Consider the following 17065-nt stretch of genomic DNA (forward strand, 5'->3'; position numbering starts at 1 on the left):
TCCGGTTCGCCGCGCCGGCTTGGCGAGCCGGACGGAAACGGGCATGACCGCCTGCCCGGTCGGCCAGCGACCGCCCAGAGACCGTCGATGTCCGTCGAACGCACCGCCCTGCTCGACCGCGCCCTGCTGCCGCGCTTTGGACTGCTGTGCCTGGGCATCTGGCTGAACGCCGCCGACACCCTGGTCACGGCCACCATCATGCCCAGCGTCGCCCGCGAGATCGGCGGTCATCAGTATTTCGGCTGGTCGGTGGCGGCCTATCTGATCGGCTCGATCGTCGCCGGCGCCTGCAGCGGCAAGCTCTCGCAGGGGCTGGGCCTGCGCCGCGCCACCGCCTTCGCCGGCGTGGTCTATGCGATCGGCTGCGCCATGAGCGCGCTGGCGCCCGACTTCGTCACCTTCGTCACCGGCCGGCTGGTGCAAGGCCTGGGCGCGGGCGCCGTGGTGGCCCTGTGCTACGTGGCGATCACCGCCCTCTTCCCCGAAAGCCTGTGGCCGCGCGTCTATGGGGCCGTGGCCGGGGTGTGGGGCGGGGCGACCCTGCTGGGGCCCATGCTGGGCGGGGTGTTCGCCGCCGCCGGTTTCTGGCGCGGGGCGTTCTGGGCCTTCGTGATCCAGGGGATCGTCTTCGTCGTCGCGGTGCTGGCGATGCTGCCCGGCGAGAAGCGGCAGGCCGGCCGCACCCGCATCCCCAGTCGACAGCTGCTGCTGCTGGTCGTCGGCGTCGGCCTGATCGGCGCGGCCGGGGTCGCAGCCTCGCCGGCGCTGGCGGGCGCCTGCGCCGCACTCGGCGTCGTGGCCATGGCCGCGATGCTGGCCGTCAACCGCGCCTCGCCCGACCGCCTGCTGCCGCGCTCGGCCGCCGACCTGTCGACCGCCACCGGCCTTGGCCTGCTGACCATGTTCGCCTGCGAGGCCGCCGCCATCGCCTTCACCGTCTATGGCCCCGCCTTCATCCAGGCCCGCCACGGCGCCTCGCCCCTGGTCGCCGGCTACGTGACCGGCGGCATCGCGGCCGGCTGGACGGTCTGCGCCATGCTGGTGGCCCGCCTGAAGGCCGAGCACGAACCGCTGGCCATCCGCGGCGGAGCCTTCGTGATCCTGGCGGGCGTCGCCGTGGCCGCCCTGGCGGTCACGCGCGGCGGGCTGTGGAGCACGGGCCTGTCGCTGCTGGCGGTCGGCTGCGGCTTTGGCCTCTGCTGGGCGTTCCTGGCCCGCCGGACCATCGCGGGCGCGCCAACAGAAGAGCAGGCCCTGGCCTCGTCCGCCGTACCCACGGTGCAGCTGATCGGCGGGGCGGCCGGCTCGGCCGCCGCCGGGGCCATGGCCAACCTGCTGGGTTTCGGCCACGGCATCGACCCGGCCGCCGCCTTCGCCCACGGCCCCTGGCTATTCGCCGCCTTCGCGCCGCTGGCGCTGGTCGGCTTCGCGGCGGCCTGGCGGCTGGTCAGGCGCTAGAGCCGGATGATGATCCGCTCGATAGCGGCGCGCAAACCCGGCAACTCCACGACGACGATGGACCAGACGATCGTGAAGCTGATGCTGGAATAGCCGTGGGCGATACGGTTGCGGAGGCCTATGGACGCAACCCAGTCGACCTCAGGTTCAAGGTCGCGTACTTCGGACGGCAGTCGGGCCGCGCTTTCACCGATCACCAGCAAATTCATGGCGACGGCGTCGCGACGCATCACATCCGACAGAAACGCAGCCTGGTCGACGTCGGCGAGAAGCTCTCGATCTTTACGATAACCTCCAGCAGCTCGGTCGCGTGGGTTCGAGCAGAAGCGTCAGGCAAAGACGACCTCTCGCAACACGGGCTCCTTGACGAGGCGATGCAGGCCATCCTCGGTCACCAGATCGACCGGTCGACCCAGCAGTTCCACCAGATCACGCTCCAGGCGGAAGAACCCGAAGCCCGGCAACACCGAGGGCTCATATTCCACCAGCACGTCCACGTCGCTGTCCGGACCAGCCTCGCCGCGCGCCGTGGAACCGAAGACGCCGACGCGCGCGACGCCGTAGCGGTCGAGCAGCGGCTTAGCCGCGCGCAGTTTGGTGAGGGCCTCGTCGAGGGTCATGCGATTATCATAGCACGAAACATGTCGCTCAAGCCTGCTCCAGCGCCGTCGCCTCGACCAGCCGCACGACGTCGCCCATGATTTCGGTGATCCGGAAATCCTTGGGGGTGTAGATCCGCGCCACGCCCATCTGTTTCAGGATCAGGGCGTCGGCCTCGGGGATGATGCCGCCGGCCACGACCGGCACGTGGTCCAGTCCCTCGGCCCGCATCAGCCGCACGACTTCCTGCACCAAGTCGAGGTGCGAGCCCGACAGGATCGACAGGCCCACGACGTGAGCGCGGCTTTCCTTGGCGCGGCGGACGATCTCCTCGGGCGTGGAGCGGATGCCGTCATAGACCACCTCCATGCCGCAGGCCCGGGCCCGGGTGGCGATCTGCTCGGCGCCGTTGGAGTGGCCGTCCAGGCCCGGCTTGCCGACGAGATAGGTCAGGGTGCGGCCCAGCAGTTCGGAAACCCGCTCGACCTCGGCCTTCACCGCCTCGACGTCCTCGGCCTCGCCGGTGGAGACGACGACGGCCACGCCCGTAGGGCCACGATACTCGCCGAACACTTCACGCAGGGCGCCGGCCCACTCGCCGGTGGTGACGCCCACCTTGGCGGCGGCGATCGAGGGTTCCATGACGTTTCGGCCATCCGTCGCGGCGGCCTTGAGGTCGGCCAGAGCGGCCTCGACGGCGGCGGCGTCGCGATCGGCGCGCCAGGCCTGGATGCGGGCGACGACCTCGGCCTCCAGCTTCGGATCGATCGTCTCGATGCTTCCTTCGCCGGCCGACAGGGGCGAGGGCTCGCTGTCGGTCCAGCGGTTGACGCCGACCACGGTCAGCTCGCCCGTCTCGACCGCCCTCACCCGCCTGGCGTTGGAGCCGACCAGCTGCGCCTTCATGTAGTCGATGGCGCTGGCCGCCCCGCCCATTTCGTCGATCAGGGCGAGCTGCTCCAGGGCGCCCTTCGACAGCTCGGCGACCTTGGCCTCGACCACATGGGAGCCGGCGAACAGGTCTTCGTATTCCAGCAGGTCGGTCTCATAGGCCAGCACCTGCTGCAGCCGCAGCGACCACTGCTGGTCCCAAGGACGCGGCAGGCCCAGCGCCTCGTTCCAGGCCGGCAGCTGCAAGGCCCGGCAGCGGGCGTCCTTGCTGAGCGTCACCGCCAGGGCCTCGATCAGGATGCGGTAGACGTTGTTCTCGGGCTGCGGCTCGGTGAGGCCCAGCGAGTTGACCTGCACGCCATAGCGGAAGCGCCTCGCCTTGCTGTCCTGCACGCCGTAGCGCTCCAGCAGGATTTCGTCCCACAGCTTGGTGAAGCTGCGCATCTTGCACAGCTCGGTGACGAACCGCACCCCGGCATTGACGAAGAAGCTGATCCGCGAGGCGACGATCTCGAAGTCCTCCTCCGGCACCTGGCCGCCGGCGCGGACGGTGTCCAGCACCGAAATGGCGGTGGCCAGGGCGAAGGCCAGCTCCTGCTCCGGCGTCGCCCCGGCCTCCTGCAGGTGGTAGCTGCAGACGTTCATCGGGTTCCATTTCGGAACCTCGCGATAGCACCAGGCGATCATGTCGCCGATGAGCCGCAAGGATGGCCCCGGCGGGAAGATGTAGGTGCCGCGCGACAGATATTCCTTGATCAGGTCGTTCTGGGTGGTGCCCTGAAGCAAGCGCCGGTCCGCCCCCTGCTCGTCGGCCAGCGCCACGTACATCGCCAGCAGCCAGGCGGCCGGGGCGTTGATGGTCATGGAGGTGTTCATCTTCTCCAGCGGGATCTCACTGAAGAGGGCGCGCATGTCGCCGAGGTGCGAAATCGGCACGCCCACCTTGCCGACCTCGCCGCGCGACAGGATGTGGTCGGGGTCGTAGCCGGTCTGGGTGGGCAGGTCGAAGGCCACCGACAGGCCGGTCTGGCCGCGCGCCAGGTTCGAGCGATAGAGCGCGTTGGATTTCTGCGCCGTGGAATGGCCGGCATAGGTGCGGAAGATCCACGGCGGATCGGGCGCGTGCTGATAGGCCTTGTCCGACATCCTCGCGCTCCCGGCGGTCTTTTCTGATTATCGCCGGATGATGCGCCCGTGTTGGGTGCGGTGCAATATGAGGCTTCGCAGGTGCGTTGTCAGATCCTCCCCCCGAGGGGGGAGGTGGCCCGGAGGGCCGGAGGGGGAAGAGCCTCGAACCTTTCCGTCCTCCTGAACGCCGCAGTCACGTCCCCCTCCGTCGGCCTTGCCGACACCTCCCCCTTCAGGGGGAGGATCCTTACTCCCGCGTAAAGCTCTCCGGCACCTGGGGGTCCGCCCCCGCCTTGCCCCACAGCACGATCTCGTTCCCCCACGGATCCCGGAACGCGTGGTTGTAGCCGTTGAACTCCGCCCAGTAGTGATCGCGCCACAGCACGCTCGCCCCCAGGCCCTCGGCGGTTCCCAAGATCCGGTCGGCGCTGTCGTCGTCGCCGATCAGGATCCAGATGCGCGGCTTGCGGCCATCGGTCGACAGGGCGCGGGGCTCGACGCCGGCGGGCTCCGGATGGGGGCGGGCGTTGGCGGCGTCGAAAATCCCCAGGTGCAGGTTGCCGATCTGGCTGTCGCTGCCGTCGGGGTTCTTGAACTGACCGCCAGGGACCATGCGGTGATAGACGCCCTGCGGCCGGGCGTCGTTCTGCCAGCCGAACACCTGCGCATAGAACTCGCCGGCCTTGGCGGGGTCGTCGCTGGCCAGGTCGACGAAGATCAGGGTGTTGGTCACGGCGTGGTCCTTTGGGTCAGTCGAAGGCGATGGAAAGGGAGAGGTCGCGCCAGGCGTCGATGTCGGCCTTCAGTCCGTCGGCGGCGTAGGCGGCGTATTTCAGGGCGTCTTCGCCCAGCAGCAGGTGCAGGGGCGGGTTTTCGGCGTCGACGACCGCCAGCACGGCCAGGGCGGCCTTCCTCGGATCCCCGGGCTCGGATCCGGCGTGGTCGGCCATGATCCGCTCGGCGTCGCGGGCCAGGCCGTCGTAATCGGCGATCTTGCTGGCGACGATGGTCTTGGAGCCCTTGGCGAAGCTGGTGCGCAGACCGCCGGGCGCAACATTGGTGAGCTTGATCCCCAACTCGGCGACCTCGGCGGCCAGCGACTGGGTCAGGCCTTCCAGCGCCCACTTGCTGGCGCAGTAGACGCCGGTGCCGGCCCAGACCGCCAGGCCCGAAACCGAGGTGATGTTGACGATCCGCCCCGAGCGCCGCGCCCGCATGGCCGGCAGAACGGCCTTCAGTACGGACAGCGGCCCGAAGACGTTGGTCTCGAACTGGGCGCGGACCTCTTCCAGCGAGGCCTCCTCGACCGCGCCGACCAGTCCGTAGCCGGCATTGTTGACCAGCACGTCGACCTGGCCGGTGAGGCTTTCGGCGGCCTTGACCGCGCTTTCGACCGCGACCGGATCGGTGACGTCCATGACCAGGCCGTGGGCGCGGCCTGGCGCCAGGGTCTCGAAGGCGGCGACGTCAGCGGCCCTGCGCACCGTGCCGGCCACGACGTCGCCTCGCGCCAGCGCCGCCGCGGCGATCTCGCGCCCGAGCCCGCCGGACACGCCGGTGATCAGCCAGGTCTGGGTCATGGAGTGATCCTGTCCAACTAGATCCTCCCCCTCTGGGGGAGGTGGCCCGAAGGGCCGGAGGGGGGACGTTATCAGCTGACCAGGTATCGGCCGTCTTCAGCAGACACTTCCCCTCAGTCGGCTTCGCCGACAGCTCCCCCTTCAGGGGGAGCGTCTTGCTAGAACGGCGCGTCGCCCTTCACCCACAGGCGGTGCATCGTCCGGAAGTATTTCTTGTCGTCGTACAGGGTGCCGGTGTGCAGGGTGCAGCGGTTGTCCCACATCAGGATGTCGCCGGGCCGCCACTTGTGGGCGTGGACGAAGCGCTCCTGCGTCATGAAGTCCACCAGCTCGTCGAGCAGCGCCAGGCCCTCCGGCCCCGGCTTGCCGATCACCTCGGTCACCGTGCCGGTCGAGGGCCACAGCGCCTTGCGGCCGTCGGCGGGGTGGGTGCGGATCAGCGGGTGCTCGACGTCGGGATTGGCCGCCTCCATCTCGGGCGACAGGATCTGGGCGCCGAACTCGCGGGTGGCCATGAAGTGCTTGTAGCTGTGGTGCAGGCGCAGGGGCAGCAGCTCGGCCTGCTTCTCAGCGCCCAGCGCCTCCCAGGCCGCGCAGCCGTCGGCCAGCAGGGTGTCGGAGCCCTCCTCCGGCGCCTCCACGCAGTAGAGCATGGTCAGCATCACCGGCTGCGGCTTGTAGCTGTAGTCGGTGTGCCAGCCGACGCCGTCGTTGTGGGCCCCGATCGGCTTTCCGTCGACCACGCGGTTGGAGAGGATGAAGATCTTCGGATAGCCCGGCAGGGTGAAGCGGGTCTGGGTGTGATCTTCCGGATCGCCGAACCGGCCGATGAAGGCCATCAGGTCGTCGGGGGTCATCTTCTGGTCGCGCACCAGCACCGCGCCGTGGGCGTGGAAGGCGGCGACCACGCCGTCGAGCTCGGCGTCCGAGGCGGTCGGCAGGTCGATGTTCAGGATCTCGGTGCCGAAGTCGTCTTTCAGGGGCTTTTTGGCCAGGGCGGGCGGCGCGTCGGCGAGCATGGGATCGACCTTCGGGTGGCGTTGTTGCGGCAAACCTAGGCGGCTGAAAAATCACGGTCTTGCCTCAGCGCGCACCCTCTCTTGCCCGCCCCTCGTGCGCGTATGGTCAAAAGCGAGGTCCTTGCGCAGGGCGGCGACAGCAACGCCCGATCGGCGGGCGACCATGCCGCCCAGGCCGGCCGCCGACCAAGTTTTCGTGCGCGCTGGAGCAAGACCGAAGCACGGGCCGGCGCCAGCCTTGAGGGGTCTTCTCCCAAAAGCGAGCGCCCGGCCGTGACCCTGTTCAGCGACGCCTTCTTCGACGGGCTGTCCAGCTCCACCCACGAGGTGGGCGCGGCCGAGACCCTGCCGCCGGCCTGCTACACCGACGCGGCCTTCTACGATTTCGAGAAGGCCGCCCTGTTCGACCGCGAATGGCTGTGCGTGGGCCGGGTGGACCAGGTGCGCGAGCCCGGCGACTTCTTCACCACCGAGATCGTCGGCGAGCCGATCCTGGTCACCCGCAACCGGGCCGGCGAGATCAAGGCGATGTCGTCGGTGTGCCAGCACCGCGCCATGCTGGTGGCCGAGGGCAAGGGCAACGCCCGCGGCTTCGTCTGCCCCTATCACCACTGGGTCTATTCGCTGAACGGCGACCTGGTGAACGCCCCAGCCATGGACCGCACCTGCGGCTTCGACAAGAAGAAGATCAGCCTGCCGACCTTCAAGGTCGAGATCTGGCTGGGCTTCATCTTCGTCAATTTCGACGCCAACGCAGAGCCCTTGGCCCCGCGCCTGGCCGCCGTCGAAGCCGCCATCGCCAATTTCGACCTCGAGACCGCCGAGGCGCTCGAGCCCATGACCGGCCAGTTCGCCTGGAACTGGAAGGTGATGTTCGAGAACAACAACGACGGCTACCACGCCAGCAAGCTGCATCGCGGCGTGCTGCACGACTTCATTCCCAGCGAGCTGGCCAGCTTCCCGGAAGCCGCGCCCGGCGACGCGGGCTTCCTGCGCTACAACGGCACGCTCCATCCCGACGCCAGCTTCAACCCGACCCAGAAGGCGGTGCTGCCGATCTTTCCCAAGCTGTCGGACGAGGACCGCGGCCGGGCGACCTTCGCCAACATCCCGCCGACCCTGTCGCTCGTGATGACCAGCGACATGGTCATCTACCTGATCCTGCGGCCCACGGGTCCCGAGACCATGGCCCAGGACACCGGCATCCTGGTCGCCCCCGGCGCACGGGACTCCTACGGCTTCCAGGAGCGGCTGGAGATGATCATGACCTCGGCCGGCCAGATCATCGCCCAGGACATGCATGTGGACGAGCTGGTCCAGAAGGGCCTGCGCTCGCGCTTCGCCATCCGGGGCCGCTACAGCTGGCAGGAGGGGGCGCAGGTGCAGTTCAACCGCTGGCTCGCCCCGCGCTACCAGGCCCAGTGGGCGCGGATAAAGGGACTTGAAGCTCCCGCCGCGCCGGTGGAGGCCGCCTGAGATGACCTCGCGCCTTCCCGTCGTCTTCTTCGGTCACGGCAGCCCGATGATCGCCCTGGAGACCAACGACACCACCAAGGCCTGGCGCGCCATGGCCGAAGAGATAGAGGCCGCGCACGGCAAGCCCAAGGCCATCCTCTGCGTTTCGGCTCACTGGATCACCCGGGGCGTCGGGGTCACGGCGATGACCCAGCCCCGCACCATCCATGACTTCGGCGCCTCGTTCCCGCGCGCGCTGTTCGAGGTGCAGTACCCCGCGCCGGGTTCGCCCGAGCTGGCCGCCCGGGTGCGCGACCTGCTGTCGCCCGAGATCCCGGTGATGCTGGACGACCGCCAGTGGGGCCTGGACCACGGAACCTGGTCGGTGCTGTGCAAGGCGTATCCGGACGCCGACGTGCCGGTGATCCAGCTGTCGATGGACGGCGCGAAGTCTCCTCAATGGCACTACGAGATGGGCCAGCGGCTGGCTCCGTTGCGCGACGAGGGCGTGCTGATCGTCGGCACCGGCAACATCGTCCACAACCTGCCGGCCATGGACTGGGGCGCCCGGCACTGCGCGCCCTACGACTGGTCGCAGCGCTTCAACGAGGCGATCAAGACGGCGATCGCCGAGGACCGGCCTTCGCAGGCTGTCGAGTTCGAGAAGTTGGGCGAGGACGCGCGTCGGTCGGTTCCGACGCCCGACCACTACTGGCCGCTGCTCTACGTGCTGGGCGCGCGCCTGCCCGGCGACGTCGCCCGCTTTTCCCCCGACCACATCGAGCATGGCTCGCTGAGCATGACCAGCGTCACGCTGGCCGCGGCCTGAACGGAGATTCCGATGCCCTTCATCTGCGAACCCGGCCAGGTCCGCCCAGACGTCGCGCCCGGCGCCCTGCACCACCTGAAGGCCACGCCCGAGACCATCCACTGGGGATACTTCGACCCGTCGATCAAGCCGGCCCTGCGCATCAGGAGCGGCGACCTGATCCAGGCCGAGGCTGTCACCCACCACGCCGGCGACGCCCCCGAGCTGATGATGGACGAGGCGGTGACGCGGATCTTCACCGAAGTGCCGGAAGACGACCGCAACCCCGGCGTCCACATCATGACCGGCCCGATCTATGTGGACGACGCCAAGCCCGGCGACGTGCTGGAAGTGCGCTACCTGCGCATGGTTCCGCGCAACCGCTACGGCTCCAACCTCGCGGCCAACTGGGGCTATCTCTACAAGGAGTTCGGCGAGAAGGAGCGGGTGACGATCTACGAGCTGGACGCCGACTTCAACACCGCCAGCGCCCTCTACGCCTACGACTTCCCGGGCAAGTACCTGACGCCCGGCACGATCACCAACTGCCCCGAGTGCGATCGCCAAAGCGCCCTGCCCGGCGTGCGCATCCCGGCCCGTCCGCACCTGGGCACCGCCGGCGTGGCGCCGGCCGTCGACGGCCGCGTCAGCACCATCCCGCCCGGCCTGCACGGCGGCAATATCGACAACTGGCGGATTGGGGCCGGGGCGACGATGTACTATCCCGTGCAGGTGGAGGGCGGCCTGTTCTCCATCGGAGATCCCCACGTCAGCCAGGGCGATGGCGAACTTTCAGGCACCGCGATCGAAAGTTCGCTCAACGTCCTGATGCAGATCGTGCTTCGCAAGGATTTCGAGACCCCCGGGCCTTTGCTGGAGACCCCCAAGTGGTGGATCGTCCACGGGTTCGACGAGGACCTCAACGTGGCCATGAAGCAAGCTTCCCTCAACATGCTGAGCCTGCTGTCCGATCACGTCGGGCTTTCGAAGAACGACGCCTATTCGCTGATGAGCGTGGCCTCCGACTTCGGGGTCACCCAGGTGGTCGACGGCAAGCAGGGCTGCCACGTGCGCGTCCCGCGCGACATCTTCCCGTCCAGGGCCTGATCCGCCTTGCGGGCCTGGTCGTTCAGCACCGACAGCTATCCCCGCGCCGAACGCTCGGACGCCTGGCGCGAGGCCATGTCGCGCCTGGGCCTGCCGGTCGAGGGGCTGTCGGAGCTGGAGCCGGCCTCGACCTCGGTGGTCTGCCTGACCAGCCCCCTGGGCATCGAGTTCGCCTTGGTCAACGCCGGAGCACAGACCATTTCGGGGCGCCTGACCAACCAGCCAGCGGCGGTGTGGATGGCGGTGCTGCTCGACGGCCAGGCCGCGGTGGTCAGCGACGACCTGGCCGAAGACCTGACCGTGGGCGACATCGCCTTCGGCCCTACCGGCCAGGCGGCGGCCCTGCGCCTTGCCACCCGCTGCCGGCTGATGTTCGTCCGGGCGCCACGCGTCGCGTTGAACCATCGCCTGGTGGCGCCGCGCGCCCTGCGGGTGGGCCGTCTGCGCGGCGAAGGCGGGGTCAAGCACATCCTGTCGGGCCTGCTGCGCTCGACGGCGGACTCGCTGGAGGACCTGACCGTCGACCAATTGCGGCCCGTCGAGCTGGCTCTCGCCGAGTTCCTGGGCCTGTGCCTGCTGGAGGCCGGCGAGGAGCGCGGCGCGGCCTGGCCGACCGACGCCCGCAGCGCCCACCTGCAGCGCCTGCGCCAGACCATCGAGACCCTGCTGCCCGACCCCAACCTGACCATCCGCCGGGTGGCCGACGAGGAGGGCGTCTCGCCGCGCTACGTGCAGAAGCTGTTCGAGGGCGTGGAAGAGACCTTCAGCCACTATCTGCGCACCCGCCGGCTGGAGCGCTGCCGCAACGACCTGGCCAGCCCGCAGTTCGCCCGGCTGTCGATCTCGGAGATCTGCTTCCGCTGGGGCTTCAACGGCAGCGCCCATTTCAGCCGCGCCTTCCGCGACCAGTACGGCTGCTCGCCGCGCGACTTCCGCCGCAGCGTCCGCGACGAGGAACGGGTGGCCGCGTGAGAACAATGTCGACGACCTGACATTGTGATTTGAGACTTTCAACCCCCACGACTATCCAGGCCTTTCGGCAATCGGAAGGGGCCTCGATGGCGAACTATCAGAACTATGTCGTGCGGCTGTGGAACCTGGCGGGGGACAAGGTCTTCGGCTGGCTCGGCGTCAACGACAGCTACGCGGCGTGCATTCCGGCGGGCGTCTATTGCAATCCCCTGAAGCTCGACAACGTCGTGGCCGTGCAGTGGCGCGCGCCGAGCGGTTCGAACCAAGGGACGCTGATCGCGCCGGATCCCAAGGGCGACTGGGGCCTGGGCGGCAAGAACAACGACGGCGTCGACGCCTACTGGCATTGGGCCGATGACGCCTACACCCTGACCCTGAACCCCGTGCCCGGCGTGAACCTGGAAAGCCCCGTGCCGGGCGCCTTCAGCGGCACGCTCTCCCAGACGCGCGGCGGCAAGCCCTTCGCGCTGTCGACCAACTACGAGATCAACGAGGACGTCGTCTGGATCAGTTTCCAGGACACGCCGAACGGCCCCGACGAACTGTTCAGCCGGCAGGAGGTCTATCTGGATTTCACGACCGAGCCGTTCCTGTTCGAGTTCGTGCCTGTCCAGTCGTTCGATCCGACCAGGGGCTCATACGAGCCCTCGCTGAAGTCCAAGCACAGCAACTGGCAAAAGATCGACACCTTCAGCTGGATGGGCGACCTGAAGGGCGTCATCGGCGGCAGGGCTCTGTCCGAGCTGGTCATTCCCGGCAGCCACGACGCGGCCAGCTGGGACATTCCGATCGCCGGCGGCGACCAGCGCAGCCAGACCCAGTCGCGCGACATCTACGGCCAGCTGCGCGCCGGATCGCGCTATCTGGACCTGAGGTTCCGCCCCGACTGCGGCGGCGTCTGGCGGGGCAATCACGGCTCCGACGGAACCACCGCCGAACTGACGTCGGTCCTGGCCGACATCAGGCGTTTCCTCCACGAGAACCCCGACGAGATTCTCGTCATCTCACTGCTGCCCGGCGAACAAATATCTCCCTTCATCTGCGCGCAGGCCGGACAGCCCTACAAGCCGGCCCCCGATATCTGGGACGTCGTGCTCACCGCCGTGGGCGACAAGGTCTATCCCCGGATCGTGGTCGAGAAGGACGCTGGTGGTCAGGACCACGTCTATTACCGCTTCATCCAGAACGTGAACCAGAACATCGTCCGGGAGCAGGGCAAGAACATCATCCTGTTCTCCTGGGGCAAGCCGCCGACTGGCGTCGTGCCGGTGAACGACAAGAACAAGGACAAGGCCCCGGCGGATCTGCGGCAGGACCACAACATCTGGATCGCGACGCCGGAAGGCGTCGACCAGACGCCGGGCGACAAGCCCTGGGAGGGGGCGTTCAAGGCCGCCGAGGCCGATCACTACGCGATCGACTTCGACCGCCCGGGCGTGTGGATCAACGGCTACAGCACCACGGCCAACGACATGCGGCTGGCGATCGACGCGGTCGAGCCGCCGACCGGCGGCCCGCTGTGGCTGATGCACTGCAACGCCCCGGCCGCTCCGGGGGGCGAGTCGATCAAGACCAAGGCCGATCGCATCCAGCCGCCCCTGAACCGGCTGATCCGCGAGGATCCGGTCATGACGTCCAAGCTCAACATCGTGAACCTGGACTTCGTCGGCGACCACCTGGCCATGACCCTGGCGGTGATCGAAGCCAACCTGTTCCGCTGATCGGGATGGGGCGCTTGCGCCCCGCTCAAGCCGCACCTAGCGTCCTCCCCTTCGAAGCGGGGGAGGACGCGTCCGATGAAGGCGCTGCTGGCGATCGTCATGAGCCTGGGCCTTGGCCTGGCGTGCGGGGTTTCCGCCGCCCGCGCGACGCAGTGGCCGAACGGCGCCAAGGCGGCCGTGGCCCTGACCTATGACGACGCCCTGGTCTCGCAGCTCGACAACGCCATCCCGGCGCTGGACGCGGCCGGCTTTCGCGGCACCTTCTTCCTGTCCAGCGTGAAGGCCGGCGACGTCCCACGCTGGCGGGCGGCGTCCGCGCAGGGCCACGAGCTGGCCAACCACACGATCTTCCACGCCTGTCCGGCCGCCAACTATCCGGCCGATCCACGCTATGTCGCCGAGGCCTACACGCCGGCCAGCCTGCTCAAGGAGATCGAGCAGCAGAACGTGCTGCTGACCGCCATCGACGGCAAGGCGCGGCACGGCTTCGCCACGCCCTGCGGGGCCAGCAAGGCCGGCGGGAGCGACTATCTGGAGGCGCTGCGGGCCTCGGGCCTGGTCACCTACGCGCGCGGGGTGGTGACGACGCCGGACGACCTGAAGGCCGATGTCGGCCGCACCGACCTGATGCACGTGCCCGCCCGGGGCTTTCCCGACGGCGTCACCGGTCCGCAGCTGATCGACTTCGCCAAGAGCGCCGCGGCCGGCGGCGGCATGGCGGTGTTCCTGTTCCACGGCGTCGGCGGCGACTACCTGCAGGTGTCCAATCCCGCCCACCAGGAACTTCTGGCCTGGCTGAAGGCCAATCCGAAGGAGGTGTGGGTCGCGCCGCTGCAAGAGGTGCTGGACTGGGCCAAGGCCCACCCCTGACCCCGCCGGAACGGGCGATGACTAGTTGCCGTCCTCCAGCAGGCGGCGGGCGATGACCTGGGCCTGGATCTCGCCGGCTCCCTCGAAGATGTTGAGGATGCGGGCGTCGGCCAGCAGGCGGCTGGCGGCGTACTCCATCGCAAAGCCGTTGCCGCCGTGGATCTGCAGGGCGTTGTCGGCGGCGGCCCAGGCGACACGGGCGGCGACCAGCTTGGCCATGCCGGCCTCCAGGTCGCAGCGCTTGCCTTCGTCCTTCTGGCGGGCGGCGAAATAGGTCAGCTGGCGCACGCCCATGATCTCGGCGGCCATCATGGCCAGCTTGTTGTGCACCCGGGGGAAGGCGAAGATCGCATCGCCGAACTGCTTTCGGTCCAGCGCGTAGGACAGCCCGACCTCCAGCGCCGCCTGGGCCACGCCCACCGCGCGCGCCGCCGTCTGGATGCGGGCGCTCTCGAAGGTGGCCATCAGCTGCTTGAAGCCCTGGCCGGGCACGCCGCCCAGCAGGTTCCCGGCCGGCACGGAAAAGCCGTCGAAGGCGAGCTCGTATTCCTTCATGCCGCGATAGCCGATCACCCCGATCTCGCCGCCGCTCATCCCCTCGGCCGGAAAATCATCGCCCTCGACGCCGCGCGGCTTGGGCGCCAGCAGCATGGAAAGCCCGCGATAGTCGGTGGTCGCCGGATCGGTGCGGACCAGCAGGATCATGACGTCGGCGCGGGCGGCATGGGTGATCCAGGTCTTGTTGCCGGTCACCACATAGGCCTCGCCCTCCAGCACGGCGCGGGTGCGTAAAGAGCCCAGGTCCGAGCCGGTGTTGGGTTCGGTGAAGACGGCGGTGGGCAGGATCTCGGCGCTGGCGATCTTCGGCAGCCATTGCTGCTTCTGGTCTTCCGTCCCGCCGGTCAGGATCAGTTCGCCGGCGATCTCCGAGCGGGTGGCCAGCGAGCCTACCCCGATCCAGGCCCGCGACAGCTCCTCGGAGACCACGCACATGGCGGTCTTGCCCATGCCGCTGCCGCCATATTCCTCCGGGATGGTCAGGCCGAAGACGCCCAGCTCGCCCAGCTCCTGAACCAGTTCGATCGGGATCAACTGGTCCTTCAGGTGCCATTCGTGAGCGAAGGGCGTGACCTTCTCCTCGGCGAAGGCGTGGAACTGGTCGCGGATCATCTCGAAGGTCTCGTCGAGACCGGTGTGCTCGAGCGTCGGTCGGCCCCTGGCTTCGGCCAGCCGCTGGGCGATGCGGGTCTTCACCGCCTGCGTGCCGCCCTCGACCATCAGCTTCATGATGCCGTTCGAGAACAGCCGGTTCATCACCGCGCGGTCGGTGACCAGGTGGGCGGGACGGACGATCTCGCCCTGGTTCATCGGCACGCCGCCGATCAGCTGGGCGGCGTATTCGGAGAACAGCAGCTGGGCCAGCAGGGCCTCGATCTCGGAAAAGCGCCCCTCGCCTTCCAGCCGCTCGGCCCAGCCGGCGACCTGGTTCATCAGTTCGGCATAGGCGGCGTACCAGCCAAAGCCGTGGACGGCGTGCTGCTGGGCGTCGGCGAGCTTGCGGTCGATCCTGCCGTCGGGGCCGGCGACGGCGGCCTTCACCGCGGGCCTGGCTTCGGCGACGAAGGTCTGGGCGCTGGTCGCCGCCTCGCGCAGCAGGCCCGTCAGGCCCGGCAGGACCAGGGACTTGGACTCTTGGGCGACCGCGTCGGTCATGCTCTCAAACTCCCCTGCGCCGTACTTATGTTTTCCGGCACTGTGATCCCTTTCGCACCTGCGAGCAATGCCGCGACGCAGCATGCGGTTGCGCGAGAGCCGGGATCGGGAAGGCGTGCGCCCGCCCCCGAAAGGACGGGCGCCGCGTCGTCAGTTCGGGTCGGAATTGCCCGCCAGCGCCCACGAGAAGTCGGCGTGGGTGTTGCTGGTCGTGAAGTAGAGCGGGTCGCTGAAGAACGCGATCGGCTTCTTGTAGTCGGCCGGATAGGGCGCGTTGCCGGCCGTAATCACCGCCACGCCGTGGCAGCTCATGCAGTTGGAGGTGATGCCGGCGGGGATGCCGGTGCTGGTCTCCAGATAGGGGTTGAAGCAGACGGTCATGGTCGAACCGCCCTGGGTGGTCGTCTGGTCGTAGGCGGTGCAGGTGGCGTAATTGGTCCACGGGCCGGTCAGGCTGGCCGGCTGGCCCTGCTTGCTGCCCGGGAAGCCGTTCGGCGTGTCGGCGCCCGGCTGCCACCAGAAGGTCTGCCAGGTCCAGAACGGGATTTCCTTGCTGTTGACGTGCATGGCCTGCAGCACGGCGAAGTCGCCGGCCACGGCCGCGTCGGCGCCGGTCAGGCCGTTGGCGGTGTTGTAGTCCTGGGCCTCGGCGGCGCTGAGCTTGACCGAATAGAAGGTGCTCATCGGAGCCCACAGGAAGGTCTTGCAGGCGCCCGGATCGCGGATGCTGGCGATCTCGCGCGGGGTGGCCGGACGCACCGGACCCTGGCCCGTCGGCGCCACCAGCACGCAGGTGGTCCAGGTCTGGGGCTCGGGGTTCTGGGCGTTGGTCGAGGCCGCCGGCCCCTGCCACAGCGGCTGCGGGGTCAGGCCCTTGGCGTGGACCAGGCCGAACACGGGCTTCAGCTCGATTCCGCGCACCGGGAATTCCTGCACGCCGCGGTCCGGGGGCGTCGTGCCCGCCGGCCACGAGGTGTTCAGCTTCTGCATGTCCGAGGTGCTGGAGTAGCGGTAGGACACGCCGCCCGGACCCGGATGCGAGCCGTCGAGGAAGGTCGCCGCCTCGGGGCTGAACTTGTTGAACGAGGTCACCGTGGTGTCGAACTTGGCCGGGGTGATCCCGCCGCGACCATGGTGGAACTGGTTGGGCTGCTGGAAGACGCGCAGCTTGCGCGGGGCGGCCACGCGCTGGGCCACCGTCGTAGCGGCGGCGGCCACGGTTCCGGCCGGCGCCGCGGGCGGGAAGACGTCGCTGGTGCCGGCCCAGGTTTCCCAGATCGGCAGCGACTGGCCGTTGAACGACTGGCCCGAGGGCTGGGCCATGGCCTGCCAGATCTGCCAGGCGTGGTTGCGCATCGCGGCCGTATCGGCGCTGGCGATCCAGCCGTTGATGGTCGCGGCGGCCACCGGATAGTCGGCCGTCGTCGGCAGCGGCACCGGCGTGATGACGGCGACGTCGAGCAGCGCCTCGGTCTTGGGCGCCGGCGGCGCCTTATCGCAGCCGGCCAGGCCGGCGCACAGCGCGGCGGCCGCGGCCGTCGCAATCGCGATCTTCCTCATGGGTGGTCCCCTTCCCCGGCGCGGTGTTGCAGGCCGCGCCATCGGCGCATCCTAGACCATAGACGCGCCTCAAGGTTGTGAATTTACGCACCACGACCTCAGGAGAAAAATGCTCGTCGTCCGAAAAATTTCCAACATGAACGAATTCTGTCGAACGACCTGACGGCCCGGTTCAGCTTCGGC

At 68.7% G+C, this 17065-nt stretch carries 14 protein-coding genes and 1 pseudogene; 7 read left to right on the forward strand and 8 right to left on the reverse strand.

All coding sequences use genetic code 11. The features are described from left to right. Positions 1-87: 87 nt before the first annotated feature. Complete coding sequence (locus DDF67_RS08470; RefSeq protein ID WP_109100449.1) at positions 88-1458, forward strand: MFS transporter; 1371 nt, start codon at positions 88-90, stop codon at positions 1456-1458. On the opposite strand, the pseudogene DDF67_RS08475 reads toward DDF67_RS08470, so the two are convergent. The 6 genes and pseudogenes from DDF67_RS08475 to DDF67_RS08500 form a co-directional block, all read right to left on the reverse strand. Further along, a pseudogene (locus DDF67_RS08475) lies at positions 1455-1724 on the reverse strand (HepT-like ribonuclease domain-containing protein); the annotation flags it as partial. The gene DDF67_RS08470 and the pseudogene DDF67_RS08475 sit on opposite strands and share 4 nt — an antisense overlap. A 63-nt stretch (positions 1725-1787) precedes the next feature. Then, positions 1788-2078 carry a nucleotidyltransferase family protein gene (locus tag DDF67_RS08480; RefSeq protein WP_109100451.1) on the reverse strand — a complete coding sequence of 97 codons (291 nt, stop codon included), beginning with the start codon at positions 2076-2078 and terminating at the stop codon, positions 1788-1790. Between the two features lie 28 nt (positions 2079-2106). Beyond that, positions 2107-4095: a protein meaA gene (locus DDF67_RS08485; RefSeq protein ID WP_109100452.1), complete on the reverse strand. Its 1989-nt coding sequence runs from the start codon at positions 4093-4095 to the stop codon at positions 2107-2109. 229 nt (positions 4096-4324) lie between these two features. Continuing rightward, positions 4325-4810, reverse strand: coding sequence for a VOC family protein (locus tag DDF67_RS08490; RefSeq protein WP_109100453.1), 486 nt, complete (start codon positions 4808-4810; stop codon positions 4325-4327). A 16-nt stretch (positions 4811-4826) separates the two neighbouring features. After that, positions 4827-5657: an oxidoreductase gene (locus DDF67_RS08495; RefSeq protein WP_109100454.1), complete on the reverse strand. Its 831-nt coding sequence runs from the start codon at positions 5655-5657 to the stop codon at positions 4827-4829. Between the two features lie 158 nt (positions 5658-5815). After that, entirely contained in the window at positions 5816-6676 is an 861-nt protein-coding gene (locus tag DDF67_RS08500; protein ID WP_109100455.1) for a TauD/TfdA dioxygenase family protein, read from the reverse strand. 273 nt (positions 6677-6949) lie between these two features. On the opposite strand from DDF67_RS08500, the gene DDF67_RS08505 reads away from it, so the two are divergent. The 6 genes from DDF67_RS08505 (at position 6950) to DDF67_RS08530 (ending at position 13609) form a co-directional block, all read left to right on the forward strand. Continuing rightward, a complete protein-coding gene (locus DDF67_RS08505; protein WP_109100513.1) occupies positions 6950-8152 on the forward strand; it encodes an aromatic ring-hydroxylating oxygenase subunit alpha in 1203 nt (400 codons plus the stop codon). A 1-nt stretch (position 8153) separates the two neighbouring features. Then, complete coding sequence (gene ygiD / locus DDF67_RS08510) at positions 8154-8960, forward strand: 4,5-DOPA-extradiol-dioxygenase (RefSeq protein WP_109100456.1); 807 nt, start codon at positions 8154-8156, stop codon at positions 8958-8960. A 12-nt stretch (positions 8961-8972) separates the two neighbouring features. Further along, complete coding sequence (locus DDF67_RS08515; RefSeq protein WP_109100457.1) at positions 8973-10046, forward strand: acetamidase/formamidase family protein; 1074 nt, start codon at positions 8973-8975, stop codon at positions 10044-10046. A 6-nt stretch (positions 10047-10052) separates the two neighbouring features. After that, positions 10053-11018: a helix-turn-helix domain-containing protein gene (locus DDF67_RS08520; protein ID WP_109100458.1), complete on the forward strand. Its 966-nt coding sequence runs from the start codon at positions 10053-10055 to the stop codon at positions 11016-11018. 86 nt (positions 11019-11104) lie between these two features. Further along, complete coding sequence (locus tag DDF67_RS08525; protein WP_109100459.1) at positions 11105-12739, forward strand: PI-PLC domain-containing protein; 1635 nt, start codon at positions 11105-11107, stop codon at positions 12737-12739. 75 nt (positions 12740-12814) lie between these two features. Next, on the forward strand, positions 12815-13609 hold the full coding sequence (locus DDF67_RS08530; protein WP_109100460.1) for a polysaccharide deacetylase family protein: 795 nt from the start codon (positions 12815-12817) through the stop codon (positions 13607-13609). Positions 13610-13630: 21 nt separating this feature from the next. On the opposite strand, the gene DDF67_RS08535 is transcribed toward DDF67_RS08530, so the two are convergent. Beyond that, complete coding sequence (locus DDF67_RS08535; protein WP_109100461.1) at positions 13631-15322, reverse strand: acyl-CoA dehydrogenase family protein; 1692 nt, start codon at positions 15320-15322, stop codon at positions 13631-13633. Positions 15323-15472: 150 nt separating this feature from the next. Next, positions 15473-16882, reverse strand: coding sequence for a hypothetical protein (locus DDF67_RS08540; RefSeq protein WP_109100462.1), 1410 nt, complete (start codon positions 16880-16882; stop codon positions 15473-15475). Between the last annotated feature and the right edge of the window lie 183 nt (positions 16883-17065).

This window comes from Caulobacter endophyticus, assembly GCF_003116815.1.
Lineage (GTDB): Bacteria > Pseudomonadota > Alphaproteobacteria > Caulobacterales > Caulobacteraceae > Caulobacter > Caulobacter endophyticus.